At 65.5% G+C, this 25,862-nt stretch carries 25 protein-coding genes and 1 riboswitch; of the genes, 13 read left to right on the forward strand and 12 right to left on the reverse strand.

All coding sequences use genetic code 11. The features are described from left to right. Nucleotides 1–2 precede the first annotated feature (2 nt). Genes EP237_RS12845 through EP237_RS23830 form a run of 5 tightly spaced genes read left to right on the forward strand, consistent with a single transcriptional unit; the run spans nucleotide 3 to nucleotide 3,165 of the window. Nucleotides 3–425: a VOC family protein gene (locus tag EP237_RS12845; protein ID WP_127561304.1), complete on the forward strand. Its 423-nt coding sequence runs from the start codon at nucleotides 3–5 to the stop codon at nucleotides 423–425. Nucleotides 426–464: 39 nt separating this feature from the next. Then, entirely contained in the window at nucleotides 465–1,679 is a 1,215-nt protein-coding gene (locus EP237_RS12850; protein ID WP_127561305.1) for a class I SAM-dependent RNA methyltransferase, read from the forward strand. Nucleotides 1,680–1,701: 22 nt separating this feature from the next. Then, complete coding sequence (locus EP237_RS12855) at nucleotides 1,702–2,469, forward strand: ion transporter (protein ID WP_127561306.1); 768 nt, start codon at nucleotides 1,702–1,704, stop codon at nucleotides 2,467–2,469. Beyond that, nucleotides 2,466–2,936 carry a GNAT family N-acetyltransferase gene (locus EP237_RS23825; protein ID WP_127561307.1) on the forward strand — a complete coding sequence of 157 codons (471 nt, stop codon included), beginning with the start codon at nucleotides 2,466–2,468 and terminating at the stop codon, nucleotides 2,934–2,936. The genes EP237_RS12855 and EP237_RS23825 overlap by 4 nt, the downstream gene beginning before the upstream one ends. A gap of 10 nt (nucleotides 2,937–2,946) precedes the next feature. After that, nucleotides 2,947–3,165, forward strand: coding sequence for a hypothetical protein (locus tag EP237_RS23830; protein WP_127561308.1), 219 nt, complete (start codon nucleotides 2,947–2,949; stop codon nucleotides 3,163–3,165). A 148-nt stretch (nucleotides 3,166–3,313) separates the two neighbouring features. Here the strand turns inward: EP237_RS23830 and EP237_RS12870 are convergent, their stop codons facing one another. The 6 genes from EP237_RS12870 to EP237_RS12895 form a co-directional block, all read right to left on the reverse strand. Beyond that, a complete protein-coding gene (locus EP237_RS12870) occupies nucleotides 3,314–3,544 on the reverse strand; it encodes a hypothetical protein (RefSeq protein ID WP_127561309.1) in 231 nt (76 codons plus the stop codon). Between the two features lie 156 nt (nucleotides 3,545–3,700). Further along, nucleotides 3,701–4,468 carry a DUF1868 domain-containing protein gene (locus tag EP237_RS12875; protein ID WP_127561310.1) on the reverse strand — a complete coding sequence of 256 codons (768 nt, stop codon included), beginning with the start codon at nucleotides 4,466–4,468 and terminating at the stop codon, nucleotides 3,701–3,703. Nucleotides 4,469–4,551: 83 nt separating this feature from the next. Further along, a complete protein-coding gene (locus EP237_RS12880; protein WP_127561311.1) occupies nucleotides 4,552–5,655 on the reverse strand; it encodes an extracellular solute-binding protein in 1,104 nt (367 codons plus the stop codon). 34 nt (nucleotides 5,656–5,689) lie between these two features. Next, nucleotides 5,690–6,517, reverse strand: a complete 828-nt coding sequence (locus EP237_RS12885; protein ID WP_127561312.1) for an ABC transporter permease — start codon at nucleotides 6,515–6,517, stop codon at nucleotides 5,690–5,692. Continuing rightward, complete coding sequence (locus EP237_RS12890) at nucleotides 6,514–7,368, reverse strand: ABC transporter permease (protein ID WP_127561313.1); 855 nt, start codon at nucleotides 7,366–7,368, stop codon at nucleotides 6,514–6,516. Before EP237_RS12890 ends, EP237_RS12885 begins: the two co-directional genes overlap by 4 nt. Continuing rightward, on the reverse strand, nucleotides 7,365–8,408 hold the full coding sequence (locus tag EP237_RS12895; RefSeq protein ID WP_127561314.1) for an ABC transporter ATP-binding protein: 1,044 nt from the start codon (nucleotides 8,406–8,408) through the stop codon (nucleotides 7,365–7,367). Before EP237_RS12895 ends, EP237_RS12890 begins: the two co-directional genes overlap by 4 nt. A gap of 139 nt (nucleotides 8,409–8,547) precedes the next feature. Here EP237_RS12895 and EP237_RS12900 point away from each other — a divergent pair, with 139 nt between their 5' ends. After that, nucleotides 8,548–9,672, forward strand: coding sequence for an ROK family transcriptional regulator (locus EP237_RS12900; RefSeq protein WP_127561315.1), 1,125 nt, complete (start codon nucleotides 8,548–8,550; stop codon nucleotides 9,670–9,672). A 208-nt stretch (nucleotides 9,673–9,880) separates the two neighbouring features. Here EP237_RS12900 and EP237_RS12905 read toward each other — a convergent pair whose 3' ends face one another. The 3 genes from EP237_RS12905 to EP237_RS12915 form a co-directional block, all read right to left on the reverse strand. Further along, nucleotides 9,881–10,984, reverse strand: a complete 1,104-nt coding sequence (locus EP237_RS12905; protein ID WP_127561316.1) for a glycine cleavage T C-terminal barrel domain-containing protein — start codon at nucleotides 10,982–10,984, stop codon at nucleotides 9,881–9,883. Between the two features lie 119 nt (nucleotides 10,985–11,103). After that, nucleotides 11,104–12,681, reverse strand: a complete 1,578-nt coding sequence (locus EP237_RS12910; protein WP_127561317.1) for an ABC transporter substrate-binding protein — start codon at nucleotides 12,679–12,681, stop codon at nucleotides 11,104–11,106. Between the two features lie 144 nt (nucleotides 12,682–12,825). After that, nucleotides 12,826–14,427 (reverse strand): fatty acid--CoA ligase, encoded by a 1,602-nt coding sequence (locus EP237_RS12915; RefSeq protein ID WP_127561318.1) that lies wholly within the window; start codon nucleotides 14,425–14,427, stop codon nucleotides 12,826–12,828. A 192-nt stretch (nucleotides 14,428–14,619) separates the two neighbouring features. Between EP237_RS12915 and EP237_RS12920 the strand changes: the two genes are divergently transcribed. The 3 genes from EP237_RS12920 to EP237_RS12930 are packed head-to-tail and all read left to right on the forward strand — an operon-like array spanning nucleotide 14,620 to nucleotide 18,220. Continuing rightward, complete coding sequence (locus EP237_RS12920) at nucleotides 14,620–15,567, forward strand: ABC transporter permease (protein WP_127561319.1); 948 nt, start codon at nucleotides 14,620–14,622, stop codon at nucleotides 15,565–15,567. Continuing rightward, a complete protein-coding gene (locus EP237_RS12925; RefSeq protein WP_127561320.1) occupies nucleotides 15,564–16,439 on the forward strand; it encodes an ABC transporter permease in 876 nt (291 codons plus the stop codon). The genes EP237_RS12920 and EP237_RS12925 overlap by 4 nt, the downstream gene beginning before the upstream one ends. Beyond that, the gene (locus EP237_RS12930; protein ID WP_127561321.1) at nucleotides 16,436–18,220 is read left to right on the forward strand and encodes an ABC transporter ATP-binding protein; all 1,785 of its coding nucleotides are present in this window, start codon (nucleotides 16,436–16,438) and stop codon (nucleotides 18,218–18,220) included. The genes EP237_RS12925 and EP237_RS12930 overlap by 4 nt, the downstream gene beginning before the upstream one ends. Here EP237_RS12930 and EP237_RS12935 read toward each other — a convergent pair. Further along, nucleotides 18,190–19,149, reverse strand: coding sequence for an alpha/beta hydrolase (locus EP237_RS12935; protein WP_127561322.1), 960 nt, complete (start codon nucleotides 19,147–19,149; stop codon nucleotides 18,190–18,192). The two genes, EP237_RS12930 and EP237_RS12935, sit on opposite strands and share 31 nt — an antisense overlap. Before the next feature lie 8 nt (nucleotides 19,150–19,157). Further along, nucleotides 19,158–20,354 (reverse strand): serine hydrolase domain-containing protein, encoded by a 1,197-nt coding sequence (locus tag EP237_RS12940; RefSeq protein ID WP_240661622.1) that lies wholly within the window; start codon nucleotides 20,352–20,354, stop codon nucleotides 19,158–19,160. 127 nt (nucleotides 20,355–20,481) lie between these two features. Between EP237_RS12940 and gcvA the strand changes: the two genes are divergently transcribed. Further along, nucleotides 20,482–21,411, forward strand: coding sequence for a transcriptional regulator GcvA (gene gcvA / locus EP237_RS12945; RefSeq protein ID WP_127561324.1), 930 nt, complete (start codon nucleotides 20,482–20,484; stop codon nucleotides 21,409–21,411). On the opposite strand, the gene EP237_RS12950 is transcribed toward gcvA, so the two are convergent. Continuing rightward, a complete protein-coding gene (locus EP237_RS12950) occupies nucleotides 21,399–22,163 on the reverse strand; it encodes an SDR family NAD(P)-dependent oxidoreductase (protein ID WP_127561325.1) in 765 nt (254 codons plus the stop codon). The genes gcvA and EP237_RS12950 overlap by 13 nt on opposite strands. A 346-nt stretch (nucleotides 22,164–22,509) precedes the next feature. Continuing rightward, nucleotides 22,510–22,610: riboswitch (TPP riboswitch) on the forward strand. Between the two features lie 43 nt (nucleotides 22,611–22,653). On the opposite strand from EP237_RS12950, the gene thiB reads away from it, so the two are divergent. Genes thiB through thiQ form a run of 3 tightly spaced genes read left to right on the forward strand, consistent with a single transcriptional unit; the run spans nucleotide 22,654 to nucleotide 25,857 of the window. Beyond that, entirely contained in the window at nucleotides 22,654–23,640 is a 987-nt protein-coding gene (gene thiB, locus EP237_RS12955; RefSeq protein WP_127561326.1) for a thiamine ABC transporter substrate binding subunit, read from the forward strand. Continuing rightward, nucleotides 23,616–25,181: a thiamine/thiamine pyrophosphate ABC transporter permease ThiP gene (locus EP237_RS12960; RefSeq protein WP_127561327.1), complete on the forward strand. Its 1,566-nt coding sequence runs from the start codon at nucleotides 23,616–23,618 to the stop codon at nucleotides 25,179–25,181. Before thiB ends, EP237_RS12960 begins: the two co-directional genes overlap by 25 nt. Further along, a complete protein-coding gene (gene thiQ, locus EP237_RS12965) occupies nucleotides 25,168–25,857 on the forward strand; it encodes a thiamine ABC transporter ATP-binding protein (protein WP_127561328.1) in 690 nt (229 codons plus the stop codon). Before EP237_RS12960 ends, thiQ begins: the two co-directional genes overlap by 14 nt. The last annotated feature ends 5 nt before the right edge of the window (nucleotides 25,858–25,862 follow it).

Here is a 25,862-nt window from a genome sequence, read left to right on the forward strand (position 1 = left end):
CCATGGATCTTGAAACCGTCCCGGCAGAGGACTTCGGCCGCAGCCTGACCGGCATCGGCGTCAACCTGCTGTCCCCAGATGTGCGCGCGCTGGCGGGCTTCCTGGAAAAGATCTTTGACCTGACCGTTCACCGCCTGTCCGACGATTTCGCCATCATCCGCCACGGGCAGATGATGATGCAGCTTCACGCCGACGGCACCTATGGCGCGCATCCACTGCTTGGCCTCGTCCCCGAGACCCCGCCGCGCGGGGCGGGCCTGCAGCTCTACCTCTTCGGGGTTGACCCGGATACCGCCGTTGCAAAGGCAGAGGCCGCCGGTCACATGGTTCTGGAACAGCCCGCCGACAAACCCCACGGGCTGCGCGAAGGCACGATCCTCAGCCCCGAGGGCTACGCCTTCAGCCCTGCGATCCCGAAACCATAACCGCTTCCCGCCGGGCCGAAACCGCGCTATGCGCTGCCCATGGAAATCACGATTCAAAGACTGGGCCACAGGGGCGACGGCATTGCCGAGGGCCATGTGCTGGTCCCCCTGACCCTGCCCGGCGAAACCGTCGAGGGCGACGTTCATGATGGCCGCATGGACGCCCCCCGCATCCTCACCCCGTCCCCCGACCGGGTGAAGGCGCCCTGTTCGCATTTTCGCCAATGCGGTGGTTGTTCTCTGCAACATGCCTCTGACAGCTTCCTTGCAAACTGGAAAAGCCAGGTCGTCGAAACCGCCCTCGCCGCGCAGGGACTGACGGCTGATTTCCGCCCCATCCACATCTCGCCCCCGCGCAGCCGCCGCCGCGCCACGCTTGCGGGCACCCGCACCAAGAAAGGCGCGCTTGTGGGCTTTCACGCCCGCCGGTCCGACACCATCGTACCGATCACCGATTGCCACGTCCTGCACCCCGATCTGATGGCCTTGCTGCCCGCGCTGGAACAGATCACCCGGATAGGCGGTTCCCGTAGCGCCACGCTGTCCTTCGCGCTGACCCGCTCTGACGCAGGCATCGACTGCGCGGTGACCGGAGGCAAACCGCTGGACGAAGCCCTGCGCATGGCGCTGCCGCAGTTCATCCAGCACTTCGCGCGGCTGACATGGGACGATGACACCGTCTTTACCGAAACGCCCCCGGTTCAGCACTTCGGCACCGTCGCCGTCACCCCGCCTCCCGGTGCCTTCCTGCAAGCCACGCCAGATGGCGAAGCCACCCTCGTCGCCGCCATGCTAGAGGCCACCCAAGGCGCCAAACACATCGTCGACCTCTTCTCAGGCTCCGGCACCTTCACCTTTCCGCTGGCCGCCCGCGCGCCTGTCCATGCCGTCGAGGGCGACCGCGCCATGATCGCGGCGCTCGATCACGGCATGCGCCACGCCACCGGCATCAAGAAGGTCACGGGCGAAGTGCGCGATCTCTTCCGCCGCCCCCTGATGGGCGACGATCTGGCCCCCTATGATGCCGCGATCATCGACCCGCCCCGCGCAGGTGCCGAGGCGCAGGTTCAGGAACTGGCAGCAGCAGGTCCCGCAAAGATCGGCTTCGTGTCCTGCAACCCCGTCACCTTCGCCCGTGACGCCAAAACGCTCACCGACGCGGGCTACTGCCTCAACTGGGTGCAAGTGGTCGACCAGTTCCGCTGGAGCCCCCATGTGGAGCTTGTCGCAAGCTTCACCCGCGCACATATGTAAGCCCGAACACGGGAGGTATCGAATGCGGCACTGGCTTGAAACCCGGTTGGAAACGGCGCTGGTGCGCAACACGATCATTGGCGTGATCGTGTTCAATGCGGTGATCCTGGGGCTGGAAACATCAGATGAGGCCATGGCCCGGGCGGGCGCGCTTATCACCGCGCTTGACCGCATCTGCCTTGCGATCTTCGTCGTCGAGCTCACCGCCAAGCTGATCGCCTATGGCAGCCGCTTCTTCCGCTCGGGCTGGAATCTCTTCGACGCGGTCATCATCGGCATCGCGCTTGTGCCTGGTGGTCAGGGTCTCTCGGTCCTGCGCTCGCTTCGCATCCTGCGGGTTCTTCGCGTGATCTCGGTCGCACCACGCCTGCGCCGGGTGGTCGAAGGCTTCGTCCGCGCGCTTCCCGGCATGGGCAGCGTGTTTCTGCTGATGGGGATCATCTTCTATATCGGCGCGGTCATGGCGACCAAGCTGTTCGGCGCAAGCTTCCCCGACTGGTTCGGCGATCTCGGCCGGTCTCTCTATACGCTTTTCCAGATCATGACGCTGGAAAGCTGGTCCATGGGCATCGTGCGCCCTGTGCTGGAGGTCTACCCCTTTGCCTGGGCCTTCTTCGTGCCCTTCATCATGATCACTACCTTCGCGGTGGTGAACCTGCTGGTCGGCCTTATCGTGAACTCCATGCAGGACGCCCATTCCGAAGAGGAAACCGCCCTGACGGAAACCTATCGTGACGAGGTGCTGGAACGGCTGAAGGCGATCGAGGCGCGGCTGGACCGGCAGGGATGATCCTGCGCGCCTTCGCACCTTCCGACCGCGACTGGCTCATCGACCGACACCGAGTGCTCTATGGCGCAGAGTTCGGTTTTGCCCCCGATTTTGGCGACAGTATAGCGGACAAGCTGGACGCCTTCCTTGCCCATGAGGATCCGTCAAAACGCCTCTGGATCGCCGAAGCAAGCGGCCAGCGGATCGGCTCCATCGCCGTCTCGAACCGCGACGGCGCGGCCTTCCTCAACTTCGTCCTGCTGGACCCCGCCGCCCGCGGCAAGGGCCTTGGCCATCACCTTGTGCAGACCGCCCTTGACCATGCCCGCGCCCAGGGCTTCTCTCGGATCCGGCTCGAAACCTATAGCTGCCTCATCGCCGCCCGCGCCCTCTACCGCGCCCATGGGTTCCAAATCATCAAAACCGATCCCGGCTGGCACCGTTTCGGCCAGAGCTTTGACAGGGAAATCTGGCAGGCCGATCTGTGATACCCATCCGTTGGGCGAAGACTGCCCCTCTTTCATCCCTTGCGACAAGGCCTTCACCACCGCTTCGGCAAAGGCCGAGGCATCCGCTCCGGCCGGCAAGACCGCCACGCCTGGATTTGTGCAGAACGGCCCGGTTCCCTTGGTCAGCGAGGCGGCCCATCCTTTTGCGATCTCATCGGCGATGGTGTTGAGAAATTCGGCGCGCGCGTCGGCGGTGGTGCGCGCATAGGTCTCGAACGCGGCCTCGGCAGCGCTGCAGGCGATCTCGACCAGATCGGGCATACCGACGCTGAACTCCTGCGCCTGACCACGCACCGGGGCGGACAGAAAGCTCTTGTCGCTGCCGGTCCATTGCCCGGCGATGTAGTGCTTGCCGATCATGCGCCCTGCACACCCGTCTCGCGCGCCCAGTAGCTGTCGGGCGGCGGGCCGAAGTCGATCAGCGCACAGGAATAGACCGCCGTTTCATCGAAGGGATAGCGCGCTTCCATCTCGGGCGTCAGCGTCAGACCCAGACCCGGTGCCGTGGGGCGCAGAAGCTGCCCCTCCACGATTCGGCCCTGATCGCAGCGGACAGTGGATCCGCGCCAGCTGAAATCGGCATCCACTCGATCCGCCCACCAATCCTGCCCATCAGTTTCGCAACCCTATCAGAGATCGACCTGCGAGAGGCGGAGTGAGCATCTCTTGCTCATGAAATCCTGCAGTCAGCCCAACAGGTGGGGCCTCCACCGCGTCAGTTTTGTCCTGCGACGGGGAATCTGTCAGCCACAAACTGCTTGGTTGATGATGCAGATCGGATCGAAGCGAAACATGGTCTCGAACCGGCAAAACTCCACGCTCGCGAACGCGATCGGCCCGACCGAGGCCAGGTGGCGCGCAAAGAGATCCTCGGACAGGGAAACGAGCGCAGCCGCTTCTTCAGCGGGCAGAAAGCGCAGCATGTAGGCCAGCGAGATGTGGAAACGGTAGGTTTCGTGATCCTCTCTGGGCAGGCCGGTCAGATCGCGCAGCCTGTCCCTCAGTCCCCGCAATCGGGCTTTCTCGGCGGTTCCGTCAGGCTCCATCGAGATGCTGTTGGGGCCATTGACCCCGATTGCCTTCACCTGCAACGGGCCATCGAGGTGAAAGTCTCTCAACCGCTCGCGAAAGACATCGTTGATGGCTTCGAAATCGGCATCCCTGCCAAGCCCCGCCGGCCATCCATCGACGCCAAGGGGTGCGCCGCTGATCCCGCAGAACACCGTCATGTGAAAACTCTCGCGCGGCAGAAACACCATGCTGTCGGCGAAGGGGGATCCGATCAGCCCGTCCTGAACGGCGCAGAGCCCGGCGAAAAGGGGAGAGTCCGTCGGAACGTGGCACAGGAAGGTGTTGCCGGGATGGTGAAGCACCTCGCCGTCAGGGGTGAACTTGCCGCCCTGTCCCGGGGCGGTGATGGACTGGGGCGCAGCGGCCCCGGACAGACCGGTCAGCCGGGCGAGAACCTCGTCGCGGGCGATGCGCGGATTGGGCCTGCTGAGGTGGGTCATGTATCGGCGCTCATGTTTTTATCGTTGCTGAATGTCGGGAAAGGGCGGCGGCAGGATCACTCCGCCGCCGCCCCAGATAGCGCTTATCTTTCGAGGATGACAGCGTCGATGAAGGCTTCTTCGACGGCGCCACGGAACGGCTGGGCGCCCCAGACGGTCGAGAAGGCCCGCTGTTCGTTGGGGACGAGAGCGGCACTGTCGTCGGCCGCGGTGTTCATCGGCGCCGTGCCGAAGGTGCTGTTGAACATGGTCTGCGTCTCGGCAGAGGTCAGCCAGTTCATGAACACCAATGCCGCCGCCGGGTGCGGTGCGTTGAGCGGGATCGCCACCCCGTTGCCGCCGCCGTTCATGCCCATCTCGGGGATGTAGAAGGCGATGTCATCGCGCACTTCGCCCCGGTTCTGCAGGCCTGCAAGATGATCTTCCCAGGCCGGAACCATCCACAGTTCGCCATCGGACACACGGATGATGCTGTCGGCGTTGCCTGCGGTGATGACGTAGTGTTCGGCGTGTTCGTTGAAGAAGTCGAAGCCCGGCTCCAGCGCCGCGATCCGGTCGTCCGTGACTTCCCCATCCGAGAAATCGACCCCGGTCATGGCACGCAGCATGTTCTGGTAATAGGACGGGCCCGAACCGCCGTTTTCGTAGTTGAAGCCGAAGCGGCCCGGGTTCGCCTGCCAGAACGCGGCGAAGTCCTCGGGCGTTTGCGGCAGGTTCTCGGCATCGACATGGGCCGGATCATAGGCAATGCCGCTCTGGTTGCCCCAGAAGGCGAGCACGTGGTCGCCACCATCGACACCTGCCAGGCTGCTGACGCGCCCTGCATCCTCGGGCAGCATGGTCAGCGGCATGAACAACTCGTCCAGCGTCACGTTGGCGAAGCTGTCATAGCCCCAGGCGAACACGTCGATATCGCCGGTTTCGCGGTCACGCTCGGCCAGCAGCTTGTCGGCGTTGCTGGCGTTCGTGCCCTCGGGGATGGTCACGTCGATCCCGTATTCCTCTTCGAAGGCCTGCACGGCGCGGCGCAGGTCGTCCTGCAGATACCAGACATACCAGGTCAGCTCCCCTTCTTCCTGGGCCTGGGCGACGATCTCGTCCCAGGACATGGCCGACAGGTCCTGGGCATTCGACATGGCGGTGCTCAGAGCGAGCGCGGCCGTGGCGGTGAAGATGGATTTCAGCATGTGGTTCTCCCTTTCGTGGTGGTTGGCATCCCCGTCATCCCTTGCCAGAAGCGAGCGTCGGGTTGGCGGATTTGAGCAGTCGTTCCAGGATCAGCATGAGGATCACGTTCGGGACGACGAGGATCAGCGACAGCACCGCGGCATTGGGGCGGACATAGTCCTGGCCGAGGGCGGAAAACAACAACGTCGGGATCGTCACCACATCCGGACTGCCGAGGATGAACGCGATCGCGAATTCCTCGATGGACTGGATGAAGACGATCAGCAGCGTCGCGAAAATGCCCGGGCGCAGCGCAGGCAGGAAGGCCACGCGGAACCGCGCCAGCGGCGTGGCCCCCAGATCGCGGGCCGCGTCGATATGGTCCTGGCGAACCTGTTCGAAGCTGACGGTCATGATGCGGATCGCGTAGGGCAGCGCCAGAACCGCATGCGCAAAGAGGATCGCGCCGAACCGCCACGTGTGCAGGCCAAGCTGGAACAGAAGCGAGGTGAAGAAGATCGCGGTCACGAAGCCCGGCACGACCAGGGGCAGCAGGCACAACAGCTTGGCCAGTTCCCGGCCCGGAAATGCGATACGGCCGAGCGCATAGGCCGTGGGGGTCGCCAGTGCCAGCGACAGAAGCGCCGCCAGCGGGGCTAGCGTGTAGGAGGTCGCCATCGCAACCTGAAGCGAGGAGTTCTCCCACATGTCGCGCCAGCGCCAGAAGGACATGGCGGGGGGCAGGAGGCGGTCGGCGGTCCAGGGTTCGGACGGGTCGACAAGGGACCACAGGATCGCCATGCCGAAGGGGATGACCAGCCAGATGGTGCAGATCACCAGCAGAAGGATCAGCAGGGCCTTGTTCAGCTGTTCGCGCGTCATCTGGACCGGCCTTTCATCACGAGCCGGGCCAGGAAGGCGAGCGCGGAGGCCCCCAGCATGGCCAGCCCCATCAGCGTGACCCCGACAACCGCCGCCGAATGCCAGTCGCCCCTGTCCTTGAAGAACACCATGAGCTGCGACATGGATTGACGGTTGGTCGGGCCCGCGATGACCTGAAAACTGAAATCGGCCATGGCCCCGATGAAGATGATCACCATCGCCGCCTGCATCGCGGAAATCGACAGGGGCGCGATCACCTTGCGGAACCGGTCCCAGGCCCCGGCGCCCAGATCGCGCGCCGCGTCCAGCACATCGTCGGAAATGCCCTGCACCGCCCCAGTCAGCAGCAGCAAGGCAAAGGGCATGTTTTTCCAGACCTGCAGGATCAGGACGCCGATGGCGTTGCTGTCGTTCTGCAGGCGGCGCGGCTCGTCCCAAATGCCAAGCGCCTGCATCGCCTGATTCAGGATGCCGTGATAGGCGATGACGTTGATGAACAGGAAGGCCGCGACAAGCCCGTGCACCAGCATCGGCGCCTTCAGGATCGCGCCGATCGTCATAGACCCGGTGAAGGGTTTGCGCAGCCAGATTGCCAGCGGATAGGCCAGCGCAACCGACAGGATCGCACTGACGGTGCCGACGTAGAAGGAGTAGCGGATCGAGCGGGCGAAAACGCGCCGGTCGGTCACCTCGGCCCAGTATTGCAGGGTGAACTGGTCCTCGCCATTCAACCCGTAGAGCCCGAAGCTCTGCGCGATCGCGATCCAGACCACGGTGCCGATCAGCCCGAGGATCAACCCGAGCCCCGGAAGGAGCAGCAGGATAACCGTCAGCCATCGGCGCAGGGTCATGGCCTGTCCTCCAGCAACCGGATGCGGTCGGGGGGAACATGAATGCGGATCACGTCGCCTTCGCGGGCGGTGGTCTCAAGCGCCTGCACGCGAAACTCTCCATTTCCAGCGGCGCAGGCGAGATCGGTGAAATGGCCCTGGAAAGCCCGGTTCAGGACGCGGGCCTCGATCCCGGTTTCCCCGATGACGGCATGTTCCGGGCGCCAGCACAGGGCGACCTCCTTGCCGTGCGGCGCATCTTCGAGGGCGCAGGTGAAGATGCCCGCAGGGGTTTCGATGTTCCAGCGGCCGGGGCTGTCCTCGCCAAGCACCTGCCCCGTGAAGACGTTTGAATTTCCGATGAAATCAGCGGCGAAGCGCGTTCGGGGGCGGTGATACAGGGTTTCCGGCGTGTCCACCTGCTCGATCCGGCCACTGTTCAGCAGGACGACCCGGTCGGACATGGCCAGCGCTTCGGACTGGTCGTGGGTGACATAGATCGCCGTCAATCCGTAGTCGCGCTGGATGCGGCGGATCTCGATCCGCACCTGGTCGCGCAGCTTGGCGTCGAGATTGGACAGAGGTTCGTCGAACAGGATGACCTTGGGCCGCATCACCAACGCGCGGCCAAGGGACACCCGCTGCTGTTGCCCGCCCGAAAGCTGGTTGGGCAGCTTGTCCATCTGCGCCGCGAGGTCCAGTTTCTGCGAAACATCCTTCACCCGCTCGTCCCGGTCGGATCGGGGAAGCTTCTTCTGGCGCAGCCCGAATTCGAGGTTCTGGCGCACGGTCAGATGCGGGAAGAGGGCGTAGGACTGGAAGCACAGGGCGGTGTCGCGCCGCTCGGGCGGGATCGCGGTGACGTCGCTGCCCTCGATGAAAATCTTGCCCTCGGTCGGCTCCAGAAAGCCGGAAATCACCTTCAGAAGCGTGGTCTTGCCACAGCCCGAGGGACCAAGCAGCGTCACGAATTCACCCGGGGCAACGTCGAGGTCGATATCCGACAGGGCCGTGAAGCCGTCGAACGTCTTGGTCAATCCCTGGATTCGAATTGCGGTCATGCGGACCTCCCCTCCCACGAGTCGGCACATTTTTACCCACTGTATGTGAAAATAATATGACCTGTTAAGTGTAATTTTCCTTGCAGCAGCGCGCCTGAGTGTGGATTTTCATTCAAAGCGCCCCTCCAGCCCCTGGATCATGACCGTCGAAACCCCTCCAATTGCAGCCCTGACCCTCAGCGAAAGCGAGCGCATGCTCCTGTCTGCGCTGTTCCGTCAGGGCCCGTTGCCGCGATCGGATCTCAGCGACCTGACGCCGCTGTCGCAGCAGTCGGTTCACAGGCTTCTCGAAAAACTGTCCGACCAAGGGTTGGTGCGATTCGGAGATCCGCAGATCCGCGGCTGTGGCAAACCCAGCCCGACCGTGTGCCTCGACGCATCGCAATATGCCTCGCTCGGTGTGTCGATCACGACGGAACGGGTTGGCCTGTGCCTTCTGGACCTGGCAGGTCAGCCTCTCAGAGACATCGTCATCGACGCCATTCCGGGCGACCCGGAAAGCCTGATGGACAGGCTGGAGCGGCAGTTGGACAGTTGGAGATCCGATCTGCTGTCCTCGCGCACCCTGATCGGCATGGGGGTCGGAATGCAGGGTTGGCGTTCAGGGCGCAGCGATTGCTTTCAACCGCCCGAACCCTTGAACCTCTGGCGAGGTCTGCCTCTGACCGAGGTCTTTGGCGACCGCTTCGGCATGGCATGCTTTGCCGAGAACAACTCTACCGCAAGCGCAATTGCCGAGCATTACATGTCCAGCGGAGATGCGGAAAAGAGCCTGATCTATCTCTCCTTCGACTACGGCTTCGGTGGGGGCGTATTCGTCGACGGGCATGCGCTGATCGGAGACCGTGGAAACGCAGGCGAACTCTCCACGCTCTTCGCCCCCGAGGAAGCCCGCTCTCGCCCCGCGCTGGAAGAATTGCTGAAACGGCTGCGCGGCAGGGGCATGGTCTTCGACACGGTCTCGGACATGGTGGCCGGGTTCGATCCGGCCTGGCCCGGCGTCGACGACTGGGTGCGCGAGGTGGCGCCACAGCTGCGGCTGATGATCCGGGCGCTCAAGGCCATCGTGGATCCCGGCGCGATCTGCTTTGGGGGCGAGGCACCGTCGGCGTTGCGGCAGGCGCTGTTGCGGGCCTGCGACGGCGCGATGGACGGACATGGCACGCCCAACCCGGTGCTACGCGAAAGCCGGATTTCCGGGGATGCCGCCCATGTGGGCGCGGCGTTCCTGCCGCTTCATGCAACGGTATTCGCCGGGCTCTGAACAGGACAGCAGAGGCAGGCACGGCGTGCAGGCAGGATTCTTCCCGATGCCAGAACCCCTCGCCGTCATCAGCCTCTGTCATGGCGCCAACGCCCCACTGCGCCTGCTGACGGACAGCACTGCCATCAAGGTCGCTGGTCTTTGTCACGACGCTCACCAGGACCCGACCGCGCCTCAGGTTAAGGCCGTCAGACAGGGCCGCACCCGGTCAGAGGAACGGCAGTTCGCACAGTTTACCGGTAAGGTCGCCATCGGGCCGCCGCACGACAACCGGGTCGCCCGGGCGCGCCGAAACCGAGACGAGGGCGAGCCCGATGTTGCGCTGCATCCGCCAGGACCATGCGCAGGCGGTCAATACGCCGATCTTCGCGCCCTCCTGTTCCACGTCGCGCCAGAAGAAATCCGCCTTGGCGGGGGCGCCGCCATCGAGCATCACGCCCAACTGGTGCCGCTTCGGCCCCTCCGCCGCGATCCGGCGCAGCGCGGCGATGCCGATGGTGTCGTCGGGCACGTCGAGATCGACATATTTGCCCATCCGCACCTCGAACGGGTTGGTCCGGTCATCGGTGTCGCCGCCATAGGACAGAAGCCCACTTTCGACCCGCTCCACCCAGTTCGGGTTGCCGGGGCCGATGCCATGGGGCTGGCCCGCTTCCTTGACGATGTTCCAAAGCTCCGTGCCGCGGCTGCCATCCATGAGGTAGAGCTCGAACCCGCCCTGCTTGGACCAGCCCGAGCGGGCGACGGTCACCGGAATGCCGTTGATCTCGGTTTCGCGGAACCAGAAGTATTTCAGATCGCGCACCCAGTCGCCGCAGATGTCCGCAACCACGGTTTCCGCAAGTGGTCCCTGCACGGCAAGGGGCGAGACGTCGGGTTCGCTGATTTCCACATCGAGCCCGCGCTCGCGCGCCACGGCTTCGGCCCAGAACCAGATATTGCTGTCGGCAATCGACAGCCAATAGCGGTCCTCGTCCAGTTTCAGCAGAACCGGGTCGTTGATCAGCACCCCGTCATGGTTGCACAGAGCCACGTACTTGCCCTGCTCGACCTTGCATTTGCTCAGGTCGCGCGGGGCCAGGATCTGCGCCAGCCGCCCCGCGTCGGGGCCGCGCAGTTGCACCTGCCGCTGCACCGCCACATCCCACATCGAAACCCCATTGATGATGCGCCAGTATTCCGCCTCGGGATCGCCGTAAGAGGTCGGCAGCAGCATCCGGTTGTAGCTGGTCATGGCGCAGGCGCCCTCGGCCACGGTCGCCGCGTAGAAGGGCGAGGGGCGCAGGCGGGAAGACGGGGTGATCGAGAACATGGCGTCTCCGGTCTCGGGGGAATGGGCATGGGGAAAGGGCCGCCGGTCCCGGTTCTCCGGTCTCCGGCGGCGAGAGTATCACGCGGCCCCGGACTGGGGCCGCCGACAGGGAGGATGGCTCAGCTCAGCCAGACATTGCGCAGGCCTTCACCGAAGCCCGACACCGATCCGACCGGGTGCGGCGTGTAGCCCTGCACGTTGGCCGCCGTCGCTTCCAGCGAGTTCTGGAACACCGGGTTCACCAAACCGCCCTCGTCGTTCAGCATGTGCTGCATGTCGCAATACATCTGGCGGCGCACGTCCTCGTTCAGCTCGGCCCGGGCGGCGATGATCATCTGGTCGAAGGCTTCGGATCCCCAGGCGGTTTCGTTCCAGCTGCCGCCCGACATGTGGGCGATGGTCAGGAAGGCGTCGACCGTGGGCCGCGCGTTCCAGCCCGACATGGTCATCGGCTGCTGCATCCAGGTGTGCGACCAGTAGCCGTCCGACGGCGTGCGGATCACGTTCACATCCGCCGCGCCTGCCGCCGACTGCTGGAAGGTCAGCGCGATGTCATTGGCCGAGTTGCCCGCCGTTTCCGAGGTGTAAAGGTCGAAGGCCGTCACGCCCGCCCGCTCGAAGTGGAAGCGTGCGCGGTCAGGATCGTATTCGGCGGGCTGCACATCGGGGCACCAGTAGCGATAGGTCGGCCCGATCGGCGTATCGGCGGAAATCGTGCCGATGCCGCGGAAGACCTGGCTCAGCACCAGTTCCCGGTCGAGCGCGTGCTTGACGCCGAGACGGAAGTCCAGATTGTCCGTCGGCGCCCGGTCGCACATCATCACCATGTTGGTGAAGGCGCCCGTGGGCGTGTTGTGCAGCGTGACGTTCGCGTTCGTCTGCAGCTGCTCCACAGCAAAGGGCACCACCGCATAGATCAGGTCCACATCCCCTGACAGCAGCGCGCTCAGCTCGGCATTTGCGTCCGGAACCGGGATGAAATCGATCCCGTCGAGATAGGGCTTGCCGTCCTCGTAATAGTTCTCGAATCGCTCGAACACCACGCGTTCGCCGGGCACGAATTCCATCACCTTGAACGGGCCCGAGCCGATGGCGCGGTCGAAATCGGTGAAGCCTGCGGGATGGATCGCCAGGTGGTAATCCGACAGGATCACCGGCAGGTCGGCATTGCCCGAGTTCAGCACGATGCGCACGGTCGAGGCATCGACTGCCTCGATGCTTTCCACCGTGGACAAGAGCGCCTTGGCCGGCGATTCCGATCCTTCCACCACATGGCGCATCAGGCTTTCGACCACGTCCTCGGCCGTCACGTCCTGACCGTTGTGGAAGGTCAGGCCCGCGCGCAGGCTGAAGGTCCAGTGGGTGGCACCGTCGTTGACGCTCCATTCCTCGGCCGCGTCGCCCTCGACTTCGAGATCGGGCAGCAGGCGGGTCAGGCGCTGGTAGACGCAGTTGCCGTAGATCCCGTCCGCTGTGTCGGTCATCCGCACCGGTTCAAGCGTGTCGTCGGTATTGCCCTGCGCGATGCGCAGCCAGCCGCCGCGGCGGGGTTCCTGCGCGAAGGCGGGACCTGCCGCCGTCAGGATGCCGGTCGCCGCTGGCACCAGAAGACCCATCGCCGCGGCGCGGGTCATGAAGCTGCGGCGGCTGATCCCGCCTGCCTTGTATTGCCGCACCAATCCATCGATATCGGACATTCTTACCTCCCTGATTTCGGAATGCCGGTCGCACCGCGTCTGCACGCGGGGCCTCCGTGCAGAAACTGTGAGCCGCGCGGGGGGCGCGCACAAACAACCGATTTCAGGACTTTGCCATAACTACAGTTATGGATCGGAAGGGCTTTACAAGATGGCCTCGGCGCGCAGGGCCTTCTTGTCGAGCTTGCCCACCGATGTCTTGGGCAGGCTCGGCAGGAACACGATCCGGTCGGGTGCGGCCCATTTGGACAGCGCACCGGAGGCCACCGCCTCAGCAAAGGCCGAGCGGGTTGCCGACTCTACCGTCTCTGCCTCGTCGCTGACAGCCAGGAACAGAACCGGCCGTTCCCCCCATTTCGCGTCAGGCACCCCGATGGCGGCGGCCTCGGTCACGCCCGGCACGGTGCTGGCGAGGTTTTCCAGCTCCAGCGATGACACCCATTCGCCGCCGGTCTTGATCACGTCCTTCAGCCGGTCGGTGATCCGCAGCGTGCCGGTATCGTCGAGGTATCCCACGTCGCCCGTGTGCAGCCAGCCGCCGCGCCACAGGGCCTCGGTCCCCTCAGGGTTCTTCAGGTAGCCCTCGGTCAGCCAGGGGGCGCGGGCCACGATTTCGCCCGTCACCGCGCCGCCGGGAGGCAGGTCGCGCATGTCCTCGTCCACCACCCGGATCTGCACCAGCGGCGCGGGCTTGCCGGTGGCGGTGCGCAGGTTGACCGGCGCGTCGGGGTCGCGGGTGGCCATCATGTCGGCCACGGTCAGGAAGGGGCAGGTTTCCGACATGCCATAGCCGGTGTGCAGGTCGATCCCCCGCGCCAGCGCCTGCCGCGCCAGCCCTTCGGGCAGGGCAGAACCACCGATGATCATCTTCCAGCGCGACAGGTCCACCTCCTCGGATCCGGGCGCGGCCAGCAGCATCGCCAGAATCGTCGGCACGCAATGAGAGAAGGTCACGCCGTGATCCGCGATCAGGTTCAGAAGCCGCGCGGGCTCGTAGCGGCCGGGGTAGACCTGCTTGATGCCCAGCATCGTCGCCACGTAGGGAATGCCCCAGCCATGCACGTGGAACAGCGGCGTGATCGGCATGTAGACGTCACCCCGGTTGAGCCCGCCCCCTGGGATCGGGCCAAGCCCCGCCGCCACCGCCATCGTGTGCAGCACAAGCTGACGCTGCGAATAGCTGACCCCCTTGGGATCGCCCGTGGTGCCGGTGGTGTAGAACAGCGTCGCGCGGATGGTCTCGTCGAAATCGGGGAAATCCGTGACCGGCTCCGCCGCCGCAAGCAGCGCCTCGTATTCGCCGTCATGGGCCAGACCTTCGGACAGCGGGTCGCCATCGGTCAGCACGACCAGCCGGTAGGGCCGCTCGATCCGGTCCGCGATCTCGGCCAGTATCGGCAGGAAGTCCACGTGGCACAGGATCAGATCATCGCCCGCGTGGTTGATGGTATAGAGGATCTGTTCGGGCGAAAGGCGCACGTTCACCGTGTGCAGCGTCGCGCCGATCATCGGCACCGCGAAGAAACTTTCGAGGTATCGGTGGCTGTCCCAGTCCAGCACCGCGACCACGCTGCCCTCGCCCGCGCCAAGCGCGCGCAGCGCCCCCGCGGCCTGCGCGATGCGTGCGGCGAACCCGGCATAGCTGTAGCGCATGAACTCGGCATGGATGATTTCCTGCTCCGGCGCATGGGCCAGCGGCGCGGTCAGGATCTGCTTGATCAGCAGCGGATAGGCATATGTCGACATGGGCACCTCCGCCGCCAGTATTGCCGCCCTCCGGCGCCCCCCGGCAAACAATAAAATCGGCGTCAATGCCTCAAGCCCGGTTCATGCATGCCCGAGCTATAACGAAAACGCACCCTCATACGGGTTTTTCGTTGCTTGATCCCCCCGGGGCCTTCCCCGATCCTGACCGCCGACCCTGGAGGGAGGACCACGGTGTTCCGGATCATTCTGCGGCGGCTGCTGCAGGGCCTTCTGACCCTGCTTTTGGCCTCCATCATCATCTTCGGCGCGACCGAGATCCTGCCCGGCGACGTGGCCGAGGCGGTTCTGGGCCAGAACCGGACCGAGGAAGCGCTGGCCACCCTGCGCGAACAGATGGGGCTCGACCGGCCCGCCATCGTGCGCTACGCCGACTGGCTTGGCGGCATGCTGCAGGGCGATCTGGGCACCTCTCTGGCAACCGACCGCCCGGTCGCCGACATGATCGGCAGCCGGATCTGGAACACCCTGCGCCTGGCCCTGCTGGCCGCCGCCATTTCCGTGCCGCTGTCGCTGGCGCTCGGGCTTTGGGCCGCGATGCGCGCGGGTGGCGCGGTCGACAAGACCATGGCAATGACCACGCTGGCGCTGATCGCGGTGCCGGAATTCTTCATCGGCCTCGTGCTGATGAAGATCTTCGCGGTGGAACTGGGCTGGCTCTCGGCCACCGCGAACACGCGGCCCTACTACGACTTCTGGCAGAATTTCCGCGCGCTGGCGCTGCCGGTCGCGACGCTCAGCTTCGCGGTGCTGGCGCATATGATGCGCATGACGCGGTCCTCGGTCATCAACATCTTCACCTCGGCCTATATCGAGATGGCGGCGCTCAAGGGCCTGCCCAAGCGGCGGCTGGTGCTGCGCCATGCGCTGCCCAATGCGCTGTCGCCCATCTTCACGGTGATCGCACTCAACCTCAGCTACATGGTGTCGGGCGTGATCATCGTCGAGACGGTCTTCGGCGTGCCGGGGCTGACGCGGCTGCTGGTCGACGGGGTCAGCCTGCGCGACATCCCCCTGATCCAGGCCTGCGCGATGATCTTCGGCTCGGTCTACATCCTGCTGAACCTGCTGGCCGACATTCTGTCGATCCTGGCCAATCCCCGCCTGAGGTATCCCAAATGAGTGACGCAACCGACCCCATCGCGCCGCGCGCCTCGGTCTTTGCGGGGCTGCGGCTGACCTGGACGGCCATCATTGCCGGATCTGTGCTGCTGTTCTGGTTTACCCTGGCCCTGATCGGCCCCTGGATCGCGCCCCATGGCGAGGCCGAGATCATTTCCTCCACCACCTTCGCCCCGATCGGCGAGGGCGGCATCCTGGGCACCGACAAGCTGGGGCGGGACGTGCTCTCGCGGCTGATCTACGGGGTGCGCACCACGATGCTGCTGGCCCTGGTCACGACCGTGATTTCCTTCGCCTGCGGGGTCACGCTCGGCTTTGCCGCGGCGATCCTCAAGGGCTGGTTCGACGTCATCGTCAGCCGCATCGTCGAAGCGTTCATGGCCTTCCCCTCAACCCTGCTGGCACTGGTGATCATCGGCGTGTTCGGAACCTCGATCACGGTGCTGGTGCTGACCGTGGGGCTGGTGCTGTCGACCGGCGTCTTCCGCGTGTCGCGGGCGCTTGGATATGACGTGGGCGTGATGGATTTCGTGGAGGCCGCCCGCGCGCGTGGCGAGGGCACATGGTGGATCCTGACCCGCGAAATCCTGCCCAATTCGATGGCCCCGCTGATCGCGGAGTTTGGCCTGCGCTTCACCTTCTCGATCCTGTTCCTGTCGGGGCTGTCCTTCCTCGGGCTCGGGGTGCAGGAACCGGCGGCGGACTGGGGCCTGATGGTGCAGGAAAACGTGGGCGGGCTGTTCCTCGGCTCCTCCGCGGCGCTCTTGCCCGCCGCCTGCATCGCCTCGCTGACCATCAGCATGAACCTGCTGGTCGACTGGTTCCAGCAGCGCCAGCAAGGCGAAACCGTCCTGGAGAAGATCGACCAATGAGCGATATCCTGTCCATCCGGAACCTGCGTGTCGAGGGGCGCCCGCCCGGCGGGGCCTATGTGCCGATCGTCAAGGATGTGTCGCTCAGCGTCCGCAAGGGCGAGGTGCTGGCGCTGATCGGCGAAAGCGGGTCGGGGAAATCCACTATCTCGCTGGCCGCCATGGGCTTCGCGCGCCCCGGCTGCCGCATCGCGGGGGGCGAGGTCTGGCTCAATGGCTACGACATCATGAAACTTTCGCCGCGCGAACGCCACGCCCTGCGCGGCGACGCGGTGTCCTACGTGGCGCAATCGGCGGCGGCCAGCTTCAACCCCGCCCTGCGGATCGGCCGGCAGGTGATCGAGGCGCCGCTCTGGCACGGGGCGGGCGATGCCGCGACCCTGACCGCGCAGGCGACGGAGCTTTACCGCAAGCTCGACCTGCCCAACCCCGAAAGCGTGGGCCACCGCTTCCCGCACCAGGTGTCGGGTGGGCAGTTGCAGCGGCTGATGGCGGCGATGGCCATGTCCTGCGGCCCCGACCTCCTGATCCTCGACGAGCCCACGACGGCGCTCGATGTGACGACACAGATCGAGGTGCTGAAGGCCTTCAAGGACATCATCCGCGAACAGGGCACCGCCGCGATCTACGTCACCCATGACCTCGCCGTGGTGGCGCAGGTCGCCGACCGGATTCTCGTTCTGAAGGACGGCGAGATGGTCGAGGAGGGCACCACCGACGCAATCCTGCACAATCCGCAGCACGACTATACCCGCAAGTTGATGGCCGCCGTCCGTCCCGCCCCGCATCTGGTCGACCATGTGGCGGCGCGCGACGCGGATGTGCCGGTGCTGTCGGTGCAGAACGTGACGGCGGGCTATGGCACCGTCACGATCCTGTCGGATGTCTCGATGGAGGTGCCCCGTGCCTCGGTCGTGGGGGTGATCGGGGAAAGCGGCTGCGGGAAAAGCACGCTGGCCCGCGTCGTGGCCGGGCTGACGCCCGCACGCGAAGGACGGATCGAGCTGAACGGCAAACAAGTGGAGGCAGAACTGGACGCCCGCCCGCGCGAGGCGCTGCGCGATTGCCAGATGGTGTTCCAGATGGCCGACACGGCCTTGAACCCGCGCCAGCGCATCCGCGACATCCTCGGCCGGCCGCTGCAATTCTACCACGGCATGACCGGCCGCAAGCAGGCCGACCGCGTGGCCGAACTGCTGGACCTGGTGGACCTTCCCGCCAGCTTCGCCAGCCGCTATCCCGCCGAGCTGTCAGGCGGGCAGAAACAGCGGGTGAATCTTGCCCGCGCGCTGGCCGCCGATCCCCGGATCATCCTGTGCGACGAGGTGACCTCGGCGCTCGATACCGTGGTGGCCGCCGGGGTGATCGAACTGCTGAAATCGCTGCGCGACAGGCTCGGCGTGGCCTACATGTTCATCAGCCACGACCTGTCGACCGTCGCCTCCTTCGCCGATGAGGTGGTTGTGCTCTACGCGGGCCGGGTGGTGGAAAAAGGCCCGTCGAAGGCCGTGTTCCAGGCCCCGTGGCACCCCTACACGCACCTGCTGCTGGCCTCGGTCCCCGAGATGCGGCAGGGCTGGCTGGAGGGCGTCGCGGATACCGCCGAGGCCCGGGCCGCCAGCACCGGAAGCGTCCAGATCGGCGCAAAGGGCTGCCCCTTCGCCAATCGCTGCGCCAAGGTCATCACCGGCACCTGCGAAACCGTCGCCCCGCCCGTTCGCGACTTGCCGGGCGGGCTGACCATTGCCTGTCACCTACCGCCGGAGGCGCTGCCTGCCTGATCCGCGGGCCATTGCCCCGCGCCCAGCGCGGCGATGGCGGTGACGATCCGGGTGAAACTGTCGCGCGCCCGTCCGACCGAGTGGCGCGCGCGCAAGTAGCCATGCACCAGCCCCGGCTCGCAGACCAGTTCGGCCCGCCCGCCTGCCGCCGCAATCGCCTCGACATAATGGCGCCCGTCATCGGCCAGCGGATCGCATTCGGCCGTCACGACGAAGCTGGGCGGCAGACCCGCGAAACCCCCGGCCCGCATCGGGCTGCATCTTGGATCGTTCAGTTTCGCCATATCGCCGCCGACGCGGATCCCGCGATAGAAGCGGCAATCCGCGCGCGTCAGCATCGGCGCCTCGGCATGGGTCCGCATGCTGTCGGTATCGAGGTCGAGCCCGAGCCCCGGATAGATCAGCACCTGCCCGGCGGGCTGCCGGTCCTCGCCCCGCAACGCCTCGCACAACCCGGCGCAAAGCGCGCCCCCGGCACTGTCGCCCGCCAGCACGACCGGCCCCTCCCCGCGCGAAACCATGTCTCGCCAGGCGGTGACGGCATCCTCTATATCCGCGGGAAACACATGCTCGGGCGCAAGCCGGTAATCCACCGCCGTCACGTCGAACCCGGTGCGCGCGCAGATCTCGGCGCAGACATCGTCATGGCTGTCGAGCCCGCCCACCACGAAGCCGCCGCCGTGGAAATAGAGAACCCGCGCTGCGCCGCCGCCGGTGCTGTAGTCGCGCAGGGGCAGCGCGCCGATCATCCGGTCGCTGACGCGCACCCCCTCGGGGCGGCCCGCGTGAAAGGCCGCGCACATGCGGTCATAGACAAGGCGCTGCTCGGCGATGGTCAGATCCACCGCATCGGGCGGATAGAAACTGCCCGTGCGCTCGATGAAGGCCCAGGTTTCAGTGTCGATGAGGGTGGCATAATCGGGGGGCATTTGGGTCCTCACACAAGGGCCTGATAGGTCAGAACGCGCAGCTGACGGCGCAGGGTCAGGGCGCTCGACGGCACAAGCTGGGTCATCAGGATAACGGTCATGTCTTCGACCGGATCGACCCAGAACGCCGTGGAGGCCATGCCGCCCCAGGCGAATTCGCCGGGCGAGCCGACGATCTTCGCCTTGGCCGGGTCCAGCATGACGGAGAGACCCAGGCCGAAGCCGATGCCGTGGAAAGTGGTTTCGCTGAACTGTTCCTGCCCGCGGCTGGCAAGGTCGCCGCCCATGTGGTTGGCGACCATCAGATCGAAGGTCTTGCGGCCCAGAAGCCGCCCGCCATCATGGCAGCCTCGCCGCAGCAGCATGGTGGCGAAGCGCTGGAAATCGTCCATGGTCGACACAAGCCCCCCACCCCCGCTTTCCAGCGTCACCGGGGCAAGGCAGCGGTCCTGTTTCGCGGATCGGCGGAACCCGCCCGGCTGGTGATCGTAGAGCGTCGCCAGCCGGTGCGCCTTGTCGGCGGGCACGGCGAAGCCGGTGTCCACCATGCCGAGCGGCGCGAAGATACGCGTGGCCAGAACCTCGCCCAGGGTCTGGCCGGTGAGCACCTCGACAAGGCGGCCCAGCACATCGGTCGATAGGCCATAGAACCACCGCTGCCCCGGCTGGAAGGCCAGTGGGAACCGGGCGAGGGCCTCAACCGCCTCGGCCATGGTTGTGAAGCGGCCATCGAAATCGAGCCCCGCACCGGTCAGCGCCCGTTCCAGCGCATTGCCCTCGCGATCACCGTAGACGATGCCCGACTGATGCGTCATCAGATCGTGGATCGTGACCGGGCGCTGCGGCGGCTCGGTGTCGTCCAGGGCGTGACCCTCGCCCTTCCAGACGCGGATATCGCGGAACTCCGGCAAGAAATCCGCCAATGGCTGATCGAGCTGGAACGCCCCTTCCTCGTAAAGCATGAGCGCCGCGAGCGTCGTCATCGGCTTGGTCATCGAGTAGATGCGCCACAGCGTATCGGGCTGAACGGGGTGCCCGGTCTCGGCGTCCGCATGGCCCGCGCGGGCACAAAAGGCCACCTCGCCCCGCCGCGTTACCTGCACCGCCAGCCCTGCAAGGCGGCCCTCATCCACATGGGCCTGCATCCAGCCCGCGATACGGGCCAGCCGGTCTGGATCGAAGCCGAGATCTGTTGCGGATGTCACGTTTGCGCCTCTCTTGCCGGTGGCTCTTCGCATCCAGTCTGACGCTGGCCGGTTGCCACTATCAAGCGATGAATTTGCAACCTATAACCCTACTGCAGTTATGCAACGGTTATAGTGGCCACGCCCAATGTCCGAACGGAAAATTCCCCATCTGACCTGGCTTCGGGCCTTCGAGGCTTCCGCCCGGCACCTGAGTTTCACCAATGCCGCGGAAGAGCTGAACCTGACGCAGGCCGCGGTCAGCAAACAGGTGAAGCTGTTGGAGCAATACCTGCGCGAGCCGCTCTTCGAGCGCAAACCGCGCAGTCTTGTCCTGACCAAGGTCGGCGCGGCCTATCTGCCCAAGGTGCGCGACAGCTTCGACCGGCTGGCGGCGGGCACGCAGGAAGTCTTCGGCAACCGCCGGTCCGAGGTGCTGACCGTGCGCGCGCCGGTGGGCTATTCGGTGAACTGGATCGCGCCCCGCCTGCAAGGATTCTTCGACTATAAACCGGGCATCCAGGTGCGGATCGTCTCCAGCGTCTGGGGCGACCAGTTCGACGCGGAACGCTTCGATCTCGATATCCGTTACGGCAGCGGGCGCTGGTCGGGCTTCCGTTCAGATCGGCTGACATGGGAGGTGATCACTCCGGTTTGCGCGCCGGAGCTTTTGCATGGCCCGCAGCCGCTGCACCAACCCGACGATCTGGCCCAGCACCGGCTGGTGCATGTGATGGGCTACGAGGAAGGCTGGTCGGACTGGCTGCGCGCCGCCGGGGCACGCAAGGTCGATCCCGGTCAGGGGCTGCAGGTCGACACTTCGCTGCTGGCCTTCGAATTCGCCGCGCGCGGCGGTGGCGTGGCACTGGCGCGCTCCTCGATGCTGGAACCGGAACTGGAACGCGGGCGGCTGGTCCGCCCCTTCACGCAGGAGGTGCCTCTGTCCGAGGCCTTCCACCTGCTGACGCCGCAGCATGGCGGCACGCATCCGGACGCGGCCCTGTTCCGCGACTGGCTGCTGGACACCGCCCGGACTGACGTCTGGAACAAGCGCAACCGCGAGGCTCAGCGCGCCTGAAGCCGCACGCCTGCGTCAAGCCGGATCACCTCGCCGTTCAGCATCGGGTTGGCCGCGATGTCGACCACTAGCCGCCCGAACTCCGCCGGATCGCCAAAGCGGTTGGGGAACATGCGCCCGTCAAGGAGGCGGTCGATCACCTCCTCTGGCAGGAAATCGGCAATCGGCGTGCGGAAGAGCCCCGGCGCGATGGTCATCACCCGAACGCCGCCGGGCATGAATTCCCGCGCCGCCTGCACCGTCAGGCTGACGATCGCCCCCTTGGAAGCGACATAGGCCCCCTGTCCGATCTGACCTTCATAGGCGGTGATCGAGGCGGTGTTGATCACGATCCCCCGCTCGCCATCACCGTTCAAAGGCTCCGCCGCCATCATCCGCGCGGCGCATTTCGTCATCACGCTGACGGTGCCCAGAAGGTTCACGTCGATGACGCGGGCGAAGGCCGCCATGTCTACCGGGCCATCGCGATTGACCAGCCGCATGCCGCCGGGAATGCCCGCGCAGTTCACAGCGATGCGGATCGTCCCGTTCACGGCTTCGGCCCCGTCAAGTGCGGCCGAGACCGCCGCCGCGTCGGTCACGTCGCAGGCGATGCCGTGGCAGCCGATCTCTGCCGCCGCGGCGGCGACCCGTTCAGGGTCGAGGTCGAGCACCGTCACCCGCGCCCCGCCCGCCGCAAGCGCCCGCGCCGCCGCATGGCCAAGGCCCGAGGCGCCCCCGGTGACGATGGCCGACAGTCCCGTGATATCCATGTGCTCCTCCCGATGCACTCCGGTGTCGTGATGGTCTTCGGATAGGGGCGGACGCGCAATGATGCACATGATCAATTTGCACCCTCAGCCCGACCATTGCCGAATTGGGGATAGTGCCCCACCGAATGCGTCCCAGTCTTCCTGCCGAGACGCTCTGCGTCCGCGTCCCCCAAGTCATGGGTACAAAGGGGCTTTGCGCGGGCCGCCCTCAAATCGGTGCCAAAGGCGGCGAAACCGGAGTCTGTATGCACGGGGGGTGCACAGGGGGTGTACGGGGGGTGCACGCATGGCGACGAGGTAATTTTGCAGACGCCCCTTGCCCCGGCGCGGCCTCTACGCTACCTCCAATCCTACCTCGGGGTGGCCCAAAAGGCCTGAGATGCATCACGCGAACCCGTTGAACCTGAACCGGTTAGGACCGGCGGAGGGAAGGTATGCGGGCAGGTCCCGCCACTTCTCCACCGCCCGTCGCGAAATGGAGAAATTGGATATGAAAACCCCCATCATCGCCTCGGGATTTGCCCTTCTTGCCAGCACGGCAATGGCGCAAGATTCCGTATTGATTGTATATACTTACGACAGTTTCGTGTCCGACTGGGGCCCCGGCCCGCAGATCGAAGCCGCTTTTGAGGAAACCTGCGAGTGCGATCTGCAATTCGTCGGTGCAGGCGACGGCGCGGCGCTCTTGGCGCGGCTGTTCCTCGAAGGCGCCCAGACCGGTGCCGATGTGGTGCTCGGTCTCGATACGAACCTCATCGCCTCGGCTCGCGCGATGGATCTGATCGCCCCGCATGGCATCGACGCCGAGAACCTCACCATGCCCATATCTTGGGACGATCCGCAGTTCCTCCCCTATGACTGGGGGTATTTCGCATTTGTCCACGGCACCGATCTGGAAAATCCACCGTCGAATTTCCGCGAACTGGCCGATAGCGATCTGCGCATCGTGATCCAGGATCCCCGCTCCTCCACCCCCGGTCTTGGCCTCTTGATGTGGGTGAAGGCCGCCTATGGCGATGAGGCCGCCAGCATCTGGGAAGGGCTGGCCGACAACATCGTGACCGTCACTCCGGGTTGGTCCGAGGCCTATGGGCTGTATCTCGAAGGCGAGGCGGATATGGTCCTTTCCTACACCACCTCGCCCGCCTATCACCTGATCGCGGAAGAGGATGACAGCCACACCGTCGCGGCGTTCGAGGAAGGCCACTACATCCAGGTTGAGGTTGCCGGAATCGTCAACATTTCCAACGAGATGGACCTTGCCCGACAGTTCATGGATTTCATGCTGACCCCTGCCTTCCAGGAGGTCATCCCAACAACAAACTGGATGTATCCGGCGGCGTTGCCGGCAGAGGATCTGCCCGCCGGTTTCGAAACGCTCGTGGTTCCCGAGATCCCGCTTCTTCTGGGCGTAGACGAGGCGCAGGCGCTTCGACAGCAGGCACTGGAAGAATGGCAAGCCGCGCTCAGCCAGTAAGCGCGGTGCAGAGGGCGGGCGCGGCGATTGCCGCGCTTGTCCTTCTGGCCGTGCTGGGACCGCTTGCGGCGGTCCTGTGGAGGGCGGAGTCCCTCACGGGCCTTGGCCCTGCCGACATCGCCGCCATCCGCTTCACGATCTGGCAGGCCTTCCTGTCGGCCGTCTTCAGCATCGTTCTGGCGATCCCCGTCGCGCGCGCCCTTGCACGGCGCAGCTTTCCGGGCCGGGCGGCGCTGATCGCGCTTATGGGCGCGCCCTTCATTCTACCGGTGATCGTGGCCGTTCTTGGGTTGATCACCATCTTCGGCAGGCGCGGTGTGCTGAACGAAGGGCTGGCGGCGCTCGGTCTTCCCGGCCTTGAAATCTACGGGCTGCACGGCGTCGTTCTGGCCCATGTCTTCTTCAACCTGCCACTGGCGGTGCGTCTGTTCCTGCAAGGCTGGCTGGCCATTCCGGCGGAACGGTTCCGATTGGCCGCGACGCTTGGCTTCACCCCCCGCGACATCGCCCGCCACATGGAGTGGCCGATGTTGCGGCAGGTCGCGCCGGGGGCGTTTCTGGTGATCTTCCTGATCTGCACCACCTCTTTCGCGGTGGCCCTGATCCTTGGTGGCGGACCACGCGCCACGACAGTGGAACTCGCCATCTATCAGGCCTTCCGCTACGAGTTCGACCTTGGCCGCGCGGCAATGCTGGGGCTGGTGCAGGTGGGGATTTGCGTGGTGGCGGGGCTTCTGGTGCTGCGGGTGGCGGTGCCTGCGGCCATGGGCACGGGGCTGGATCGTCCGCTGGAACGGTTCGATCGGCAAAGCGGGGTGCAACGGGCGGGCGACTGGCTCGCCATCGCGTTGGCAGCGCTCTTTCTGATTCTGCCCTTGCTGGCCGTGCTGCTACGAGGGATCGGAGGAGTCGCCAGCTTGCCGGGTTCTGTCTGGGCGGCGGCGGAACGCTCGGTCCTGCTGTCACTGGCCACAGCTGCGCTTGCGGTGGTGCTGGCCCTGCCCATGGCGATGCTGATCGCGCGAGGCCGGGCGCGGGGATTGCTGGAAACCATCGGGGCGCTGTCGATTGCCGTGTCGCCTCTGGTGATCGGAACGGGGCTTTTCCTGATCCTGCGGCCTTATGTGAACCCGGCCAGTTCCGCCCTGCCCGTCACCGGGTTGGTCAACGCGTTGGCAGCGTTGCCCTTCCTGTTGCGCGCCCTGGTGCCTGCCATTGAGGCGGCGGAAGCGGGATATGGTCCCTTGGCGGACTCGCTCGGGATGACCGGAAGGCAGCGCCTGCGTCATGTGGTGTTGCCGCGCATCCGCAGACCGCTCGGGTTCGGGGCCGGGCTGGCAGCGGCGATGTCGATGGGGGATCTCGGGGTCATCACGCTGTTTGCAGCGCCGCAATCCGGTACACTGCCCTTGGAGATGTTTCGCCTGATGGGGGCCTACCGCACAGATGACGCAGAAGCCGCAGCGCTGGTGCTGCTTGTGCTCAGCCTGCTGCTCTTCTGGATCTTTGACCGCGGGGGGCGGGTGAATGCTGCGACTTGACAAGGTAAGGCTCGGCTTTGATGGGTTTACGCTGGCCGTCGATCTTCAGGTCGCAAAGGGCGCGCGTCTGGCAATTCTCGGGCCGTCGGGTGGGGGCAAGACGACGCTGCTGAGTACAATCGCCGGATTTCTGCGGCCGGATTCGGGGCGCGTGGTGATCGACGGGCAGGACGTGACGGAAAAGCCCGTGCAGGACAGACCACTCAGCATCCTGTTTCAGGAGGGCAACCTGTTTCCGCATCTGACCGCCTTCGACAATGTGGCGCTTGGGCTGAAGCCCGGTCTGAAGCTGACCGAGCAGGACCGCGCCGATGTGGCGCGCGCGCTGGATCAGGTGGGGCTTGGCGATATGGGCGCACGTAAGCCCGGCGACCTGTCAGGCGGGCAGCGGTCACGCGTGGCACTGGCGCGGATGTTGCTGCGCCGCAAGCCGCTGGCCTTGCTGGATGAACCCTTCGCGGCGCTCGATCCGGGGCTAAGGCGAGAGATGCTGTCGCTGGTGGGCGATCTGTGTGACGCGGAAGGGCTGACGCTGGTCATGGTCAGCCACGATCTGCGCGATGCGGAGCGTCTGTGCACCGATCTGTGCCTGCTGGAAGAGGGGCGCGTCATCTTGAACGGCCCATTGCAGCCCATGCTGGCCGATCCGCCCGACGCGCTTGCCCCCTGGCTCTAACGAAA

The organism is Nioella ostreopsis, assembly GCF_004000255.1.
Taxonomy (GTDB): domain Bacteria; phylum Pseudomonadota; class Alphaproteobacteria; order Rhodobacterales; family Rhodobacteraceae; genus Nioella; species Nioella ostreopsis.

Bases quoted from the DNA above. Each gene is read 5' to 3' on its own strand.
- EP237_RS12895 (WP_127561314.1), bottom strand. From the start codon at position 8,408: ATGACCGCAATTCGAATCCAGGGATTGACCAAGACGTTCGACGGCTTC.
- EP237_RS12900 (WP_127561315.1), top strand. From the start codon at position 8,548: ATGACCGTCGAAACCCCTCCAATTGCAGCCCTGACCCTCAGCGAAAGC.
- EP237_RS23825 (WP_127561307.1), top strand. From the start codon at position 2,466: ATGATCCTGCGCGCCTTCGCACCTTCCGACCGCGACTGGCTCATCGAC.
- EP237_RS12890 (WP_127561313.1), bottom strand. From the start codon at position 7,368: ATGACCCTGCGCCGATGGCTGACGGTTATCCTGCTGCTCCTTCCGGGG.
- gcvA (WP_127561324.1), top strand. From the start codon at position 20,482: ATGTCCGAACGGAAAATTCCCCATCTGACCTGGCTTCGGGCCTTCGAG.
- EP237_RS12880 (WP_127561311.1), bottom strand. From the start codon at position 5,655: ATGCTGAAATCCATCTTCACCGCCACGGCCGCGCTCGCTCTGAGCACC.
- EP237_RS12925 (WP_127561320.1), top strand. From the start codon at position 15,564: ATGAGTGACGCAACCGACCCCATCGCGCCGCGCGCCTCGGTCTTTGCG.
- EP237_RS12910 (WP_127561317.1), bottom strand. From the start codon at position 12,681: ATGTCCGATATCGATGGATTGGTGCGGCAATACAAGGCAGGCGGGATC.
- EP237_RS12855 (WP_127561306.1), top strand. From the start codon at position 1,702: ATGCGGCACTGGCTTGAAACCCGGTTGGAAACGGCGCTGGTGCGCAAC.
- thiQ (WP_127561328.1), top strand. From the start codon at position 25,168: ATGCTGCGACTTGACAAGGTAAGGCTCGGCTTTGATGGGTTTACGCTG.
- EP237_RS12915 (WP_127561318.1), bottom strand. From the start codon at position 14,427: ATGTCGACATATGCCTATCCGCTGCTGATCAAGCAGATCCTGACCGCG.
- EP237_RS12960 (WP_127561327.1), top strand. From the start codon at position 23,616: ATGGCAAGCCGCGCTCAGCCAGTAAGCGCGGTGCAGAGGGCGGGCGCG.
- EP237_RS12885 (WP_127561312.1), bottom strand. From the start codon at position 6,517: ATGACGCGCGAACAGCTGAACAAGGCCCTGCTGATCCTTCTGCTGGTG.
- EP237_RS12950 (WP_127561325.1), bottom strand. From the start codon at position 22,163: ATGGATATCACGGGACTGTCGGCCATCGTCACCGGGGGCGCCTCGGGC.
- EP237_RS12935 (WP_127561322.1), bottom strand. From the start codon at position 19,149: ATGCCCCCCGATTATGCCACCCTCATCGACACTGAAACCTGGGCCTTC.
- thiB (WP_127561326.1), top strand. From the start codon at position 22,654: ATGAAAACCCCCATCATCGCCTCGGGATTTGCCCTTCTTGCCAGCACG.
- EP237_RS12930 (WP_127561321.1), top strand. From the start codon at position 16,436: ATGAGCGATATCCTGTCCATCCGGAACCTGCGTGTCGAGGGGCGCCCG.
- EP237_RS12905 (WP_127561316.1), bottom strand. From the start codon at position 10,984: ATGTTCTCGATCACCCCGTCTTCCCGCCTGCGCCCCTCGCCCTTCTAC.
- EP237_RS12875 (WP_127561310.1), bottom strand. From the start codon at position 4,468: ATGACCCACCTCAGCAGGCCCAATCCGCGCATCGCCCGCGACGAGGTT.
- EP237_RS12850 (WP_127561305.1), top strand. From the start codon at position 465: ATGGAAATCACGATTCAAAGACTGGGCCACAGGGGCGACGGCATTGCC.
- EP237_RS12845 (WP_127561304.1), top strand. From the start codon at position 3: ATGGATCTTGAAACCGTCCCGGCAGAGGACTTCGGCCGCAGCCTGACC.